Annotated in this window: 10 protein-coding genes; 2 read left to right on the top strand and 8 right to left on the bottom strand. The window is 41.4% G+C overall.

The window, feature by feature from the left end:
• Positions 1-58 precede the first annotated feature (58 nt).
• The gene (locus tag ICL16_RS41970; RefSeq protein ID WP_190838110.1) at positions 59-2254 is read right to left on the bottom strand and encodes a family 1 glycosylhydrolase; all 2196 of its coding nucleotides are present in this window, start codon (positions 2252-2254) and stop codon (positions 59-61) included.
• Positions 2255-2374: 120 nt separating this feature from the next.
• Entirely contained in the window at positions 2375-4828 is a 2454-nt protein-coding gene (gene glf / locus ICL16_RS41965; protein WP_190838107.1) for a UDP-galactopyranose mutase, read from the bottom strand.
• Positions 4829-6043: 1215 nt separating this feature from the next.
• On the opposite strand from glf, the gene ICL16_RS41960 reads away from it, so the two are divergent.
• Positions 6044-7483 carry an MFS transporter gene (locus tag ICL16_RS41960; RefSeq protein ID WP_190838105.1) on the top strand — a complete coding sequence of 480 codons (1440 nt, stop codon included), beginning with the start codon at positions 6044-6046 and terminating at the stop codon, positions 7481-7483.
• On the opposite strand, the gene ICL16_RS41955 is transcribed toward ICL16_RS41960, so the two are convergent.
• From ICL16_RS41955 to ICL16_RS41945, 3 genes are all read right to left on the bottom strand, one after another.
• The gene (locus ICL16_RS41955; RefSeq protein WP_190838103.1) at positions 7464-8600 is read right to left on the bottom strand and encodes a transglutaminase domain-containing protein; all 1137 of its coding nucleotides are present in this window, start codon (positions 8598-8600) and stop codon (positions 7464-7466) included. The genes ICL16_RS41960 and ICL16_RS41955 overlap by 20 nt on opposite strands.
• 257 nt (positions 8601-8857) lie before the next feature.
• Entirely contained in the window at positions 8858-9787 is a 930-nt protein-coding gene (locus ICL16_RS41950; protein ID WP_190838101.1) for an Npun_R2821/Npun_R2822 family protein, read from the bottom strand.
• Between the two features lie 10 nt (positions 9788-9797).
• Positions 9798-10796, bottom strand: coding sequence for an Npun_R2821/Npun_R2822 family protein (locus ICL16_RS41945; RefSeq protein ID WP_190838099.1), 999 nt, complete (start codon positions 10794-10796; stop codon positions 9798-9800).
• Between the two features lie 427 nt (positions 10797-11223).
• Here ICL16_RS41945 and ICL16_RS41940 point away from each other — a divergent pair, with 427 nt between their 5' ends.
• On the top strand, positions 11224-12231 hold the full coding sequence (locus tag ICL16_RS41940; RefSeq protein WP_190838096.1) for an Npun_R2821/Npun_R2822 family protein: 1008 nt from the start codon (positions 11224-11226) through the stop codon (positions 12229-12231).
• Here ICL16_RS41940 and ICL16_RS41935 read toward each other — a convergent pair.
• From ICL16_RS41935 to ICL16_RS41925, 3 genes are read right to left on the bottom strand one after another with little or no spacing between them, the layout of a single operon-like run.
• On the bottom strand, positions 12206-13168 hold the full coding sequence (locus ICL16_RS41935; protein WP_190838094.1) for a glycosyltransferase family 10 domain-containing protein: 963 nt from the start codon (positions 13166-13168) through the stop codon (positions 12206-12208). The genes ICL16_RS41940 and ICL16_RS41935 overlap by 26 nt on opposite strands.
• A 3-nt stretch (positions 13169-13171) precedes the next feature.
• Entirely contained in the window at positions 13172-14377 is a 1206-nt protein-coding gene (locus tag ICL16_RS41930) for a glycosyltransferase family 4 protein (RefSeq protein WP_190838092.1), read from the bottom strand.
• Between the two features lie 36 nt (positions 14378-14413).
• Positions 14414-16672: an ATP-binding cassette domain-containing protein gene (locus ICL16_RS41925; protein WP_190838090.1), complete on the bottom strand. Its 2259-nt coding sequence runs from the start codon at positions 16670-16672 to the stop codon at positions 14414-14416.
• Positions 16673-16760 lie beyond the last annotated feature (88 nt).

Below are 16760 nucleotides of genomic sequence, written 5' to 3'. Positions count from 1 at the left end.
TAATTGTTAATTGTTAATGGAAAACAACAATCAACAACTAACTACTAACAAGTAATAACTAATTTTGACGGTCACTAAAGTAGCGCTCAATTGCACTGTCCAAAGAAGGCATTAACTCGCCTCGATGACTACCAAGAACGCTGTAAATCGGGCGCTGAGCGATTAAACCAAGTTCCTGCGTAGGACGGGCAATTAGACTACTGATACTAACGCCAGCCCTCTGAGCCGCTAACCGTGCCAAGTCAGCCCATGCGATCGCACCCTTGTTAGCCAGATGCCACAAGCCGCTTTCGCCGTCAATTAATAAATCAAGACTGGTATTGACAAGATCCGGCACATAGGTAGGCGAAACAATCCCATCCTCCGCTGCGACAAAAGTATTCCCAGCACTTAGCTGACGCAGGGCAATAGTGACGAAATTGTAATCATCCCAAGGACCGAAAAATGCACTAGTGCGAATCACCAGCGATGAAGGATTAACCTCCAATACCAGCTTTTCAGCCAAAGCTTTGCTGCGTCCATATACATTGAGAGGGGCAACGGCATCACTTTCTATATAAGGGTTGAACAAAGCACCATCAAATACCAGGTCTGACGAGAAAGTCAGCAGTGCCACGTTATGGTCAGCGCAAGCAGCAGCTAAAATCGCAGCTCCGGTGGCATTTACCCGCATACAAATATCAGGTTCGCGCTCCGCATCATCCACCCGCACGTATCCGGCAGCGTTCACAATCGCCCACGGTTTCAAGTCAGCCAAAACAGCATTGACTTGTAAGGAATCGGCAATGTCCATATCTGGACGTGACAGCAACTGATATGATATGCCCCGTAGTTCACACAAACGAGCAAAAGCCTTTCCCAGGGTTCCTGTTGCGCCGATGATGAGTAGAGGTGCAGGGGAAGCAGGGGAAGCAGGGGAGAAAATCTCACTGCGCTTCCCCTCCTCTATTCTTACTGGTGCGTATAACAACCGTTGTTGCCGATGCCACCATCCCGGTGTATCAAGTAGTGGGTGATTTGGTTTGCGCCCTGTGGATAGATCGCGCACCATTTTGGCAATTGCTGTCGGTCTGGGACGTGGCGATTCTGCTACGGAACTGGGGGAACGCAAATCATACACGCCTGACTCGTAGTAACCAACCGAGCGAGTTAGTAAGCTATTCCAATCATAACTGCCCAGGAGCGCCCAAGCAGTGACAGCACGGACATCTACACCCCGCTCTCGCAATTCGAGCGCCCCATTCCAAACCTCATAAAGCCAGCGCAGTTGCTCTTCACGGGTGCAGCCGAGGTGAGCTTCGGTAACAGCAACCGGCAGTTTGTAGCGTTCCCATGCTTCTAGTAGCAAGGTGCGCGAACCAGCCGCCCCGTCAGCACAAACCCTTACTGCCTCCACATCCGCGTACTCATCCTGCCCGTTGCCGCCATAAGAAGAAGTCGGATAGCGTTCTTTACGCTCATCCAAAAAGCGATCGCTCGTCAGGTAGTGATTAATCCCAATGATGTCCGGCGGACAGGGATTTTCCAGAAACCATTCAAGTTCAGAGGAGCTAATGCCAACATAGCGCAGGTGGCCCCACATCCGATGAGTCGGGGATACTCGACCGCACAATAGATCGAAGGACAACCAGCGGCGCTCGTTCTCAAATTCTGCTTGATACTTTAGCTTTGGCGTACTGAAAATCTTACCCAAATCCTCGGTTTGCACCAGAACTGCGTTGGGGTTGACTTGCCGGATCGCCTTCATCGCTTGGGAAACCCCACGACACTGCCCCAACAAAGCACGGCAGAAGGTAAACTCATCCCGTCCGTGAGGATACCAGTGACCGTACATTCCACTGAATCGCGCCGTTGTCAGTGGCTCGTTTACTGGTGTGTAATGCGTCACCCAAGGATAGCGTTCAGCCACCGCACGGGCATAAGCAGCCAGTTTCTCTGGAAATTCTGGATCTACCAAGCTAGTGTAACGCGGTCCGCTACCATGATGCACCAATCCCACAATTGGACGGATGCCGAGTTCATGTAACCGCCCCAATCGCCGATCCGCCCACTCCCAATTAGCATTCTCCAACCCGTTGGGCGCAGTTCGCTCCCACAGCACCGGGTAGCGGATCGCCTGTATCCCAAGTTCCGCAAACAAATCCAAGTCATTTAAGCGCGTGGCATGACCGTTGCTCTCCAACTGGTCAAAATACTCATCACCCACACGATTAACAGTACACTCCACTCCAGCCCACACTTCCACAAAAGCCATAATTGCTAATTGTTAATTGTTAATAGCTAATTGTTAATTACTAAGAGCTAAGAGCTAAGAGCTAATTGTTATCAGTCCGACCTTAGTTATTAGCCATTAGCTATTAGCTCTTAGCAAATCTCAAGCTTTAACCGCAATTTGCTTGTAAACAGACAGAGCCTGAGCAACACATTGATCCATATTGTAATACTTGTAGGTTGCCAGCCTGCCTACAAAATACACCCCTAGCGTTGCATCAGCAAGTGCCTTGTATTGCTTGTAAATTTCCTGATTTTCAGGACGCGGCACAGGGTAATAAGGGTCTCCTTCAGATGACGGAAACTCGTAAACAATGCTAGATTTGAGGTGTTCCTGTCCAGTTAGGTACTTAAACTCCGTAACGCGGGTGTAAAGGTGTTCGTTCGGATAGTTGATGACTGGCGCTGACTGAAACACTGGCGTGTTATGCGTCTCGTGTTTGAAATCGAGTGAACGATACGGTAGTTTGCCGTAGCGATAATCAAAGAATTCATCAACAGGACCGCTGTAAACCATTTCGCCGCAAGGTATAGCCTTCTCGATTTCACGGTAATCGGTGTTGAGCATCACTTTGATATTGGGGTGTGCCAACATCGTCTCGAACATCCGAGTAAAGCCGTGCAGCGGCATCGCCTGGTAAGTATCAGTGAAATAGCGGTTGTCGCGGTTGGTACGAGTTGGTATCCGGGCAATTACTGATTTATCGAGTTCTGATGGATCGAGTCCCCATTGTTTGCGAGTGTAGTTCCGGAAGAACTTTTCATACAGTTCCCTACCGACTTTGCTCACCACCACATCTTCTGAGGTGCGGATGTATTCTTTCGGTTCAGCCACTGATTTGAAGAACTCCTCGACTTGAAATGAACTCAGATTCATTCCATAGAGTTTGTTGATGGTGTCGAGGTTGATGGGGATCGGAACAAGTTGCCCATCTACACTAGCAAGGACGCGATGTTCGTAAGCCCGCCATTGAGTGAATTGCGAGAGGTATTCAAAGACTTCGCGGGAGTTGGTGTGAAAGATGTGGGGACCGTATTTGTGTACGAGGATGCCATGATCGTCGTAATGATCGTAAGCGTTGCCGCCAATGTGCGATCGCTTGTCTACAACCAGCACTTTCTTACCAGACTGAGTTGCCAACCGTTCGGCAATTACGCTGCCTGAGAATCCTGCCCCGACAACTAAGTAATCAAATACAAACTCTCTGGTAATGATGTTTGGTGCTTGCGGGATATCTGTCTTGACTTCGCCCAACCCGTTTTTACTAGAGTCAACCGTGGTATTTTGTCGGTCAGCGATGGCAGAGTCGATCAATTGCATCATTGATCCCCAAGTCCGATCCCATGAATTCTGCGCCAAAAAGGCATCTACCTGACTCAACCATCCCGATGCTGGGGTGTCTTCTTGCATTGCCTGTTCTGCGGCGGCGACAAATTCAGAAACTGTGTCGGCAATTCGTACCAGCTTCGACTCTCCGTAGGGACGCACTACATCCCGAATCGAGGTAGACACGACAGGCTTAGCTGCGGCAAGATACTCTGGAGTTTTAGTTGGGCTAATAAAGCGCGTTGCGTCGTTACGCGCAAACGGCAACATCGCTAAGTCCCAGCCTGCTAAATATTGAGGTAAATCTTTGTAATCTTTACCACCAAGATAATAGATGTTTTCCCGTTGTGGCAGAGCAGCCGGATCGATTTTCACAACTGGTCCAATCATTACCAAATGCCAGTCTGGGCGTGCGTCGGCAATTCCAGCCAGCAGTTCAATATCCATCCGCTCGTCAATCACCCCAAAGAACCCAAGGCGCGGGTGGGGAATATTCGCTTGATCTGCTGGTTCTTTTTCCTGGGAATTTCTTGCTTGTGCAAAATGCGCTACATCTACACTACTGGGAAATGGATAGACGTTGAGGTGCTGGTTCACCTTGCTTTCGTAAAGGCTTTGTCCACCTGTAAACACCAAGTCTGCTCTCTTGAAAAGTTCGGCTTCGTTGTTCTTTAAAGCAGGTGGCGCTCCCTTAAATGCCGACAACTCATCCATGCAATCGTATACCACTGCTAGTGGTTGCAAGTGGCGTGTAAATGCGATCGCCATTGGTGTGTAATACCAAAAGATGTACTTGCAGATGTTATGCTCTGCGAACAAACCATCAATCAGCAGTTTTAGATCCGCGTTTAGCGCCTCCTCACTCAAACCTTGTGGTAAGTGTGGAACAACAACCATTACCCCACTTTGATCAAGGCTTACTTCCAATCGTCCCAATGGTTCATTGCTAAAAATCGGCTCCTCGATAAAAAACACCCGTCGTCCTTGAGCGCAACGAACTAGAAGATGTTGTGGTCTTTGATAGACAAAATTCCAACGCAAATGAGACAAGCAAACTATATCAGGCGTATCTATAGAGGCTTCTTTAAAGCTTTTTTTGGATAAAGATATATGCGATGATGCACCTGATGATTGTAGCTCAGTTAATGTCGATAGCTTAGCTTCAACCATCTTTATTGACTTACCATTACTGAACCCATTATTTTTTACTTGAGTTGCTTCGCCAGACATAGGTTATCTCAAATTTATTTTTGTAGGAAACAGAATTTTTCACAAAATCTCTTATTCTATCAGATAATTACATAGCAAAAAAATCCCTTTATAAATTTTTAAATAAAAAGGGCAGGGATAATTATCTGGAAAAGATTTTGCTGTTGGATTGTTTGCCTAGAAACTATTAAGGCTATTTAGCTGTACAACAATTTCTATCAATAACTAAATTACTACTTACTGTTTACTTAACCTTCTATCAAGCGATATATTTATTTCTATCTAAATGTATTGGTCAAATATTAAGATGATTTGTAATGTTCAATACAAATATGTCTAAAGATAGAACTTTAATAAATAAACCGGGAAAAATAAGTGCGTGTCTTTTCAAAAACTAGTGTATAAAATATTAATAACTTTGCCCTAACTACTTCCTTTCCTATTGAAAATTACCTATCAGTTAACGTAGTAAATAAATTTACGGTGCTTCCTTGCGTTAGCTCTGAAAAGCCTACTAATTACGTACTAACAACCAGGGATCAGTGGATAAGGATGTTACCAAATTTTTAGTATTAGTAAATATTAATGGATCTTTTACAAGCAGCAGGTAAATGTAATTTTAAAGCAAATTGTAATTATAGCTACGTTGGTATAGTAAATTGAGCCGTTCCAGCACTTTAAGTTACATACCAATTTGACGCTTTACAGGGTTAACGATTAACCTTACAATAATTTCAGCCAAACCAAAATAACATTTTTATTAAAAAGCAACAATAGATTATACACCAAGAATAACTCTTGAGAAGGATACGTAAAAAATTACTTTTATATTACTCTAGATTTGAAAATTATTATTTCATAAATATATTCATCAATAATAAAGCAGGTTGAAAAACGTGTTGTAAATAAGAGTAATAATTATTTTGTGACAGGTTTGGTTATCCTCATGAAGCTTCCTATAGAGTTTAAGTAAGTCGGCGTAAAAAACTAAAGGTTTGTAGTAAGCGCTAAAGCGCTAAAGCGCTTACTAAAAGAAAATTTATAAAGGTTACTTTTCTTTACACAGATCGATGTATTCGTGCCGATCTACTTACTTATTAACTTGCTATCTTGAGAGATACTCGCCCTGAACGGCTTTAAATAAATTATGTTTGAAAAGATTTTTCTGCGGAAATGCACTTCGATGAAAGCAGCAATTAAGTTAACTGTAGCTTTTTAAAAATTGGCACTTATAATATGTTCAGTAAACAAGAAGACGAAATCAAAGTAGAAACGAGTCTCCCTATTCAAGAAATCCCAGAGGATAGGGCAATAGCCGAGACGATATTTCCTTCTACTTCAAACCCAGCTATTAAAATTTCCAAACCGCAAATTCGTACAAGCCTCAAGGCATTAACTATTGAGAGTGTCTTCGCTTCGGTTTTTTACAGTATCATCAGCGGCGCATTGCTGAGTAATTTCTTGCTGGAGTTCGGTGCTGGTCCAGTGGAAATTGGTCTTTTAGCCTCTATTCCTCAGTTGGTGAATCTGCTCCAACCACTGGGAGCGTATTTGCTAGACCGAAGTACTAGCTTCCACTGGTTTTCCATGTTCGTTTTCGTCCCGTCGCGGCTACTGTGGGTAACTCTCGTGCCTGCGATTTGGTTTGTCACCTCATCTCATATCACTGGACACCAAGTGGTGCAGTTGACATTGGCAATTATGTTGGTGACTAATATCATCGAAGCTTTGGGTCGTGCTCCCTGGTTGGGCTGGACGGCTGTATTAGTACCTCGGCGGTTGCGGGGGCGCTATTTTGGCTTTCGCAATAGTCTTTTGGGCTTGATGACTCTGATCAGTGTGCCACTGCTAGGTCAAGTGGTATCAAGGTGGCCTGGTGGAACGATCCAAGGCTACGGTGCGATCTTGATTCTAGGAATTGTGTTTGGGCTAGTCAGTCTGATTAGTCAGTTCTGGATGACGGATGTGAACCCGCAGCTTTTACATGTCGCAGATTCAGATACATCCCAACCGCAATCTGGGGGAATAGATTTTAGGTTCCTCAAAGATACCAATTTTTTGAAGTTTGTGCTTTACATTGGCATATGGTGCTTTGGGGTTAACGTCAGCGCTCCCTTCTTTAATCTCTACCTGTTGGATAACCTGAATATAGATATCAGCGTGGTAACGATTTATAACGGCTTAGCAACTGGTGCTAACATGCTGTTGCTGCTTTTGTGGGGCAAACTGGCAGACAGGATTGGCAATCGCCCGCTCCTAATATTAGTGGGAGTCTTGGTGGCGGTGACACCTCTATTATGGCTAGTCGGTGGAAGCGATCAAATTTCCCTTTGGATCTGGTTACCCTTGTTGCACATGCTAACTGGTGCGACTTGGGCGGCGATAGACCTGTGTACCAACAATATGATGATGGCAATAGCACCGCTACGTAAGCAGTCGAATTACTTCGCGATCGTGGGGGCGATTGCTGGTGTCACTGGGGCAGGGGGAATCACTATCGGTAGTTTTCTCGCGACTGTGCCTGGTGTTGGTGGCTTGCTAGGGCTGTTTGTGATCTCAGCATTCCTACGGCTAGTTGCCCTCTTATTCTTGGTTTTTGTTCAGGAAGAACGCTCTGTACCACTCGGTAAGATTTGGCGATCCCTGTTCTTCCCACCTATGCAGCATGAAATTTAAATTGAGCAATGGCAAGATTTTTTCTGCCTATACTGTACACAAAAACTTGATAATCTCCTCGTTCTTGAAACTGACAGGAGATTTGAGTTTCTCCTTGTGCATTCCTTTGACTCTGGCACAGTTTGAGATCTTGTCGTCTTGTTTCTTCAGCAAATTGATTACTTTTACGTAAAAATAAGTCCAAAAAAGATTGGGCTTGTGTTTTAGTAAAGACAGCTACAATTTTTTGCTGGTAATTTACCGGACTTTTAATTCTAATAACAGCGACTTTTTGAACATTTGTTTGATGTTCATTTGGTGAAATTAGCACTAATTCTTCGGCAAAAAATTCAGGTGTGAGAATGGGCTTTTTTTCAAAAGCAATCTTGTCTTGAGTTAGATGTAATAGTTGCCAATGTGACTGTTCGGGAAAATGACTCACAATCATTGCTTCCGGAGGAAGCATTAGATAGTTTGCATTATATGAAGTATCCGATGAAGTACTGTCATCCCAGGTTGTATCAACTAATTGCCAATTATCTAAAACTTTGACTGCATTCCAAGCATGAAGTGTCCAATCATATTGGGGATTGAAAATTATTTTCGTCGGAGGAATTAAGTCGAGAGGAGCTAAATCTTTACGAATTTTTCCCTTAATATACTCAACATCCATATTGAGCGATCGCCCCAATGCCCTGAAGAGATTAGCATAACCCTCGCAAACCGCTATATGAGTGTGAAAAACAGTTTCAGCATCTTGAGGAGGTCGTTTTGCTGTTTTCAGCACATCTAAATCATAAGTAACCCGACTCACAACATAGTCATGCAAGGCTTTAATTCGTAAGTATGGATCTGACTCCTGTTGAGCAATATATTCTGCCACAGATTTAATACTTGTTTCTACCTTGGAGGGCATATTGGCAACACTGGGATGAATCGTCTGTCGATCTTTCCAAGGCCAAGGTGATTTGACTACAGGTGGTGTAGGTTTATTAAATAGACGAGTATTATTTGCAAATCCTATAAATATAAATATAATTAGTAAAAGCACCCCAACTATCTTAACTAAGCGCTTTCTTTGCTGCTGCTTCAATTTACTAACTTTTTTCTCAAAAAGATCTTCAAGATTGTCCGACATAGAAACACCTTTGTGAACATTACCTTGTATTTACCTGGGAAAGTGAGTTACTACACTGCTTATGTGTTTATCTAATTTAAAAAAAGGAGTTATGCGACTTAAATACAAAACTTTACATAATTTCCAGTAAAAGTCCTTACAGGTAAGTGTGTGGTTTGCATCTTAATTGCAAGGTTTTTGTTGGGTTGCGCTGCGCTTAACCCAACCTACTAAAAAATATGATTTAAATAGTTGTAGAGACTTCGTATTTCGCGTCTCTACAGCTTTTTAATTTGTCGCAGTTGATTTTTGAGGTTATCTACAGTTTGTTGCCACTGGCTTTTTTTGACTGGCGTAGGAAAAACTGCGGGTGGGATGGCGGGATTGAGATTGCGGTAATGTTCCCAAATCTCCCAGTAGGGGCAACCAGGTTCAATGCGAATGCCTGCCCAGTGTAGATATTGTAGGGGTTGATTAACTGCGGGATCAATTAGTACGTGTCCTTGTGTTTGAAAGTGAGGACTTCCCCCCCAATTACCTGGTGCTTTCCCTTCTCGACGAACTATGTTAAAGCGGCGTGGAATCCGCTTAAGTAGCATATAGTTTATAATTGGTTGGTCAGAAGTTTTTTGGGAAAAATCAAAGTATTCTGGATGGGCGGCACATTCAGCAAAGGTTTCGTACAAGTCTTGTTCTGTGATTACGTTTTTCTTTGCTCCCCAAAAACCACCGTTGAAAATATCCTTAATTTCTTCTGTTGTAAATACTTTTTCTTCTAAAACTTTGGGTGTAAATACATTTGTGATTCCACCTGAATGTTGATAGTCGCAACAAATAAAATCATAGGTATTCAGGTAGTTAAGGTTATCAACTATTTTTTCAAAAACAACTATATCTGTATCTATGTACAAAAATTCATCAAATGGTCCAAACCAACATGCTTGCTTTCGGAATTGATTGGGGCGGGCAAAAAATTTGCTCCCAAAGACATCGTGTAGTTTTTTTGATAGTCTGTCGATGAAGTCTAAGTCTTCGTAGATTTGAACTCCGTAGTATTGGGTAAGGGTATCGGCTATTTTATGGTAATTGTCATCGTATGGAATCATGACAATTGGTGTGTCTTTGTCATACAATCTGATACTGTTGAGTAGTGCGATCGCATGGTCTGTCACTTTATCATTAGCAATAATGTATATTCCCCGTTTCATTACTTCATCCTCAAAGAGCTAATTTTAACTTTCTTAAAATACGTGTAGCTAAACTGGGTGGTGCGTTGTAAGCTTTGGGCTTACTCTTGAACTTGGGACGTAAATCTTGTTGATGTAAATACCGATAATGCAAGAAAAGTTCTCGGTAAGGAAAATCGATATTTTCTCCAGCACATACACTGCTAAACAATTTAGATGACAAACCAATATAGTGAAGATAAGTTAACCTATTGCCTTTGTCATACAAAATATGATCTCGTGTTTCAAAATGAGGAGAGGTAACACAGCAGCCCGTTCTTTCATCTTCTCTAAGATGCTGAGCAAAATTATAGCTAGTGATTCCTGACCGCATTACCATGTAGTTGAGTATAGTTTGGTCAGGAGCATTCATGTATAGTATTTCTGCTTCCCCTTGTCTTAATTGGGATAATAGATAATTGCGTCGTTCTTCGTTGAATATTCCTTTCCTTCCCGCATACAAACCAGCACAAAATATTTCCGATTCTAGGCGGGATTGGGGAAAAATATTTAACAAGCGATTAGAATTAACGTTAAATACATGACTAAGGTCTTTATATTGAAAGTCATATACCACAAACTCATTATTATTTAACTGCTGAAAAATATAATCTAAAGAATTTAGGACGATAATATCAGCATCTAAATAAATGAATTTATCAAAGGGACCATCGAAGGTGCAAAACCTGCGATGCATTCCCATGCGATAAACTCCTGATATACCATTTTTCTGCCAAATATTGAAGGCGTTAGGATGTGCTGCCCATACTTGGGTGGAAAAATCTTCCCAACGTGCAATCGCCTCTGTATCTGCAAATATTTCTACATTGCTTCTGTTGGTAATTTCGCGCTGCACGGCTGACAGGCGATCGTCATAAGGAATGATGCAAATTGGGTAGTTTTTTCCAGCGTTGGCTTCAATGCTATTGAGTAAAGCTACTAATTGGTCGTAAACTACGTCGTTAGCTAGTATGTAAATACCTTCACTCATTCAAGCCTCCAAAAACTCCCGGATTATTTGCCCAGATTACAAATAAGTTTTTCAGTAATTCTATCACTATAGTTATAGCTTATACAAAGTGTTTGGTAATGAGTGTTCAATATTTTACTCATTTTTTATGTTATAGCTCATTGACTTTCTAATTGAGAAGTCTTGCCCAGAAAAATATTTTTTATACTAATTTGCAGTTGTATCTTAACTATGATAATGCGCTGGACATCCCTTGACGTGTCGGTTAGACTGATACTATCACAATGTCTAAGTCAGTAAAAATACAAATTACTTAAAAATACTTTCAGCAATAATACTCCTATGGTAATTTATACGTGATTGTAATTAAAAAAATACAGCGTAATTACGTACAATTAATGAAACTGCAGCAATTATCATGTATGTTTGAGGAAAAGAGTGAAAAGATATGATGAAGGGCATTTATTTATTAGCAAATGACAAAGTATATGACCAATTGATAGCTTTGATCAATAGTATAGAGGTTAACTATAGTCCAGATATACCTATATGTATTATTCCTTTTAACGATCAATTGGATTTAATCAAACAAGAACTTGGTCAAAGGAAAAATCTCTTTTTATTTGAAGATCGATCTTCAATAGATAAGTGGGAGAAATTTATCACTGAGTTCAACGACTTATATGAAAAGTATCCTCATGAAGGGGTAAGTGAGAAGAAAACTGAAATATTAACAATGCATAGAAAGTATTGTGCATTTGATGGTCCTTTTGACAAGTTTATATATTTAGATTTGGATACTTTGGTATTTCAATCTCTAGATCATGTTTTTAGTAAACTGGATGAATATGATTTTGTTGTTCATGATTATCAGAGAACCACTGCTATTAGGTTGAAAGAAGTAGACTATTTTTTTGAAGTGTTTAACGATGTCTATAAATCCAAAGAGGCTTTAGCAAATCGCTTTCACTGCGGGGGTTTTTGGGCATCTAAACGAGGTGCGATCGCCCAAAATGATTTAGATTATTTTCTTAAAGAACTCGCCAACGGTGATATCAAGATTTTCAGAAGTTGGTTAAGTGAGCAGATTAAACTCACATACATGACTTTGAAGAAAAATCTCTCACTGTATAACTTCACATTAGATGAAAGCTCCGATTTTAACACCGGAGTTTGTGTAACATCAGCGCATTTTCAAGAGAAAAATCATCTTTTGTACGACAAAGGTAAGAAATTAACTTACCTACATTACATGGGGATTAAGAATGAACGCTTGCGTCGCCTTTGTGAGTGGGAAAAGCTGAATCTACCCTTCAAAGATCAATTGGTGTATTTTGTGGATAAATTATATAAGTGGCAGATTCGCAGTATTCCCTACAAAGAAATATTTCTGTATTACAGATTTATGCGTGAAAAGCAAGCTAGAGGAATCAGGAGTGGTTTTTCACAAAGTTAGAAGTCCATTCTAAAAGATTGAGTTTGTGTAGGATAATTTGCCTAGCTTCAGCGATCGCATCCTTAGCAGCATACCAAGCATCTGGTGTCGCAGTTAATTCTTGAATATACTTTAAACCCTTTTCATCCCAGCTAGGCAACCGCACAAAACTCCCTGGTGGCAACAACTTGTCAGCCGCAGGTCCCCCGTAATAAATTGGTAAGCACCAAGCTAGAAGGGCATCCCATAGCTTTTCACTCACATACCAATCGTTATCAGCGTAATTTTCAATCGCCAAATTATAATAGTACGGTGCCATACCATACCATTTATTACCTAATTGTCCAGAAGATTTAACCCAATCTGGCAAATCGCGCCCGTAAAAATCACAATCAACTTGACTTGATTGTAACAGCTGCAAGAAATCAAGACGCTGACGATGGTTAGCCGTGCGGTTAACTCCAGAAGTAATCCAGCTACAATTACGTAATTTTTCTGGCGGTGCCATTTCGTTCAACTCCCGAAAAGAATTGGAGTGATACCAGATAGCGGGCATATAATTTGGATGGGGAGAAGCATCATCAGGGGCAGAAATCAAACCACAGTAGTCTTTCGCCCATTCGTAGCAAGTGATATTTGCTTCGACAATTTCCTCCAAAGGTGGCTCTCGCCAAAGAAAGATAATTCTTTCCTTTGGCACACCACGCAATAATGATTGCATCTCCTCTTCTGGGTAAGGAATACTTTTTAATTCTGGTTTAAAAAGCCAATACTTATTTTTAAATTCTTTTCTGATCCCAGCAAAATTATACAACAGTAAAAAATCTGGCTTTGGCGCTTTCGCCAACATCTGAATGTAACCCCAAATGCCAAAAAAATGCGGTGTTTGTTGCCAGAGCCAGTCGCTTTGGTTAACACCCGGATATCCCGTCAACATTCCGACAACTTTTCTATTCATATCCTAATTAAGTATTGGTGGGTGGAAAGATTCATCTACATAACTCAGAATTTTTGCCGCTCGATTTTCCCAAGAAAACTGCTTGACAAACTCAACACTTTCTGCATAACCTTCATGGCGACGGGGATGAGTTTCTAAAACCTGTCGCAAAGCTTGAGCAAATTTGCTCTTGTCATCTGGTTCGCACCAAGCAGCAATGGCTTTAGTATTCTTAAACTCCAACAAAGAAGGAATTTCTGTTGCCACAATAGGAGTACCAGAGGCAAAATAGTCAAACAGCTTGAGAGGAGAAGTGAAAGTTGCGGCACTTCCCGAACAATGAGGATGAGCCAAAATATCAGCAGCTTGTAGCAAAGACGCCAAATCTTCTTGCAAAATGTAGCCCAAAAATTTAATGTTATCAACCTGCTTTTCTCGAGCTAATTGCTGATAATCTGCAACCTCTTTATCCTTTCCACCTGCACAGACAAATTGAACACTCTTGCATTCACCAGCAACATCAATTAACACATCAATACCTTTAAATTGTTGTAGCGCTCCAGAATACACTACCAAATGTGAATATTTCTCTCCCAAAAGTTTTTCGCGCCATTGAGCAGCTTTTTTTGGCTGCCTTTCCATGAACAGCCGATTATAACCGTTGTGCAGCTTAATCACTTTTTCTGGTGACATTCCATTTTCGATCATAGTGGCGCGGATTGTATCAGCAACCGTAACAGCTATTTGAAAAAGTGGACTGTTGACTACTTCTGTTTCAAACGGTTTGTTTTCATGGTGGTGATGTTCATATATAGCAGGAACACCATTGTTAATGGCTGCTTTGACAAAATTCCAATCACGACTGTGAACAAGCTTAGTTGTCGGCAGGATATGAAACGGGAGATAATACTTTGAGGCGATCGTATTAGAATCAGTGAACTTACTGGGAAAATAGTCAATAGGCCAAGGCATCGGCAAAGGAGCAACCTTAAGCTTATCGTGGAGGTTGTAGTATTTGAGCAGAGTAACAGGAGTCATTCTCGGTTGAAAAGGACGAACCAAATCAATGAGATTTGTTAGTCCCTTATACGGATAAACCAAAACAGTCGAGTAACCCAAATTAGCTGCACCATTAGCAGCATTAGTAGACTGAACCAAATGAGCCTCAGGTTTAGGCAACTCATCCCTAATAAAAAATACGTAGTGTTTTCCGTAATTACTCTTCATCATCTCTCTTCTCTTCTCTTCTTTTCTTTCGTCTGCGCCTCAGCGGTTCATTTTTTCCACCTTCACACCATCCTCAAAAAGCTCCAACTTATTCAGCAAATGCATAGCAGAATGATAAGCTTCAGCAATTAACTGATTCTGTTTTTGCGGCTTATCCACCAAATCATCGCTCAGGTTACGCAAAGAACCAAGCATAGGATTGAGACTCGTGCGGAAATCAGCAGAAATGCTTTTCAAAGTTTGATGCACAGTTGCTACACCGTGATTTGAATCCACTGACACAGATTCCCAGGTTGTTTGCAGGTTAACAACATCATCCAAAACATCTATAATATTGAAAATTTTCAAAGCTGATTTGTAGGATTCAGCAATTAACTGCTGCCGCTCTTCGGAATTTTCTGCCATATCATCTAACAATAAGCGCAGAAAACCAATCATTGAGTTTAGCCTAGTGCGAACTTCATGGGAAATACGAACTAAGCTTTGCTGACGCTTGTTAATAGTTTCTTGCTTGTCGGCGAATTGCATTGCGTACAAGCGCGAGTAGTAACCACCTTTTTGTAAAAGTTCGTTATGAGTTCCCACCTCCACAACCTTTCCTTGATCTAATACAGCAATTTGATCGGCTTTTTGTACAGTAGAGAGGCGGTGGGCAATAACTAGGGTTGTACGATCGCGACTTAGGTTATCCAGTGCTGTTTGCACCAAACGTTCGGAAACAGTATCCAAAGCACTGGTAGCTTCATCAAGGATGAGAATTTCTGGATCTTGTAGCAAAGCTCGGGCGATTGCTAAGCGTTGTCTTTGTCCCCCAGATAACATTACACCGCGATCGCCTATGAGAGTATCAAATCCCTGGGGTAATTTAATGATAAACTCATAGGCATTTGCCAGCTTAGCTGCGGTCATAACTTCTTCTTCTGTTGCCTCTGGTCGTCCGTAGGCAATATTCTTGCGTACAGAGTCATTAAACAGAAAAGTATCTTGACTAACAATTCCCATCGCTTTGCGCAGCGAGGTCAACTCATACTCCCGTAAATCAACACCGTCAATGGTAATACTACCAGATGTCGGGTCATAAAATCTGGGTAACAGGTCTGCTAGGGTTGTCTTTCCCGCACCAGAGCCACCTACCAAAGCTAGGGTAGTACCATACGGTAAGTATAAATTAACATCGCTAAGTACCAACTTATCATGACCGGGGTAGGAAAAGGAAACCCATTTAAAATGCACTGCTTGCTGTAATTTTGTGTAAGGTACTTTACCCTTACCCATTAAAGGTTTATTATCCAAGCTTAAAAAGTCAGCTACCATCTCTACACTGGTAGCGTTTCCCGCAAAGCTGCTACGGATTGTATTTAATTGAGAGATAAACGGTAGTAGCCGCAGCAGTACCAATAGATATGTAAGTAGTACTGCGGAAAGGGTAGAAATTTGATTGCTAAAAAAAGTCCGGCTGAGAATTACAATTAATATGAGGGCGGTAATCCCCATTACCTCACTGACTGGACCAATAGCTTCAGAATTCACCTGAGATTGGAAATCTGCTTTCTCGCGATCGCGAATCAGCTTGCTAATTCTGTTATACTCTCTTTCTTCATTACCCGTAGCCTTGACTAAACGAATCCCACTTAAAGTTTCCAACACAGCTACCGAATATGCTTTAGACATATCACTAAGCTGCTTACCGTACTTTTTAGAACGAGCTATGGCATACTGATTTACCAAAGTCACCATAGACAGTAAAATCGTCGAAGCAACTGTTAACTGCCAAGAAATTGACAGTAACAAACCGACGAAAACTAAAATAGTAATTAGCAGGATAATTAACTTAACAGTACCACCAATAGCACTTGCAGCACGACCGACTTCTCCACCAAGACGGTTGATTAAATCACCAACTCTCATCTTGGCGTAATAATCCAAGTCAACTTCCAGCAATAACCGCAAACCAGCTTCCCGCATATCGGAAGTTAGCTTGCGCGTTAAAGTACTCGAAGACAAAGTACCTGCATAGCTAGCTAAATTTTTTAAAGCGATCGTCAATATAATTGCCCCAGCCATTACCATGAGACGGTAATTTTCTGGTACATTATCGAAAGGAAACATAATTTTTTTAAGAATTGCCGGCGCTCCACTTAAATCAACTTCTTGTCCGACAATTTTTAAAATTACTGGCACAATGAGAGCTGTGCTAACCCCATTAAATAAAGCTCCAGAAAATCCCAACAATATCGTCAGGAGAATTAAACCTGGATATGGTTTAGCAAATCTCAGTAGTAGCTTGCTGGTAGACATGGAGTTTTTGTATCAGAATTTACTTATTACTAACATAATTCATAGATTATACATCTGGCAAAAATCATCGTATTAATGATTTTTAACC

Source organism: Iningainema tapete BLCC-T55, from assembly GCF_014698965.1.
Lineage (GTDB): Bacteria > Cyanobacteriota > Cyanobacteriia > Cyanobacteriales > Nostocaceae > Iningainema > Iningainema tapete.
The sequence above is the reverse complement of the archived record's forward strand: the minus strand, read 5'-3'. Positions and strand labels throughout refer to the sequence as shown.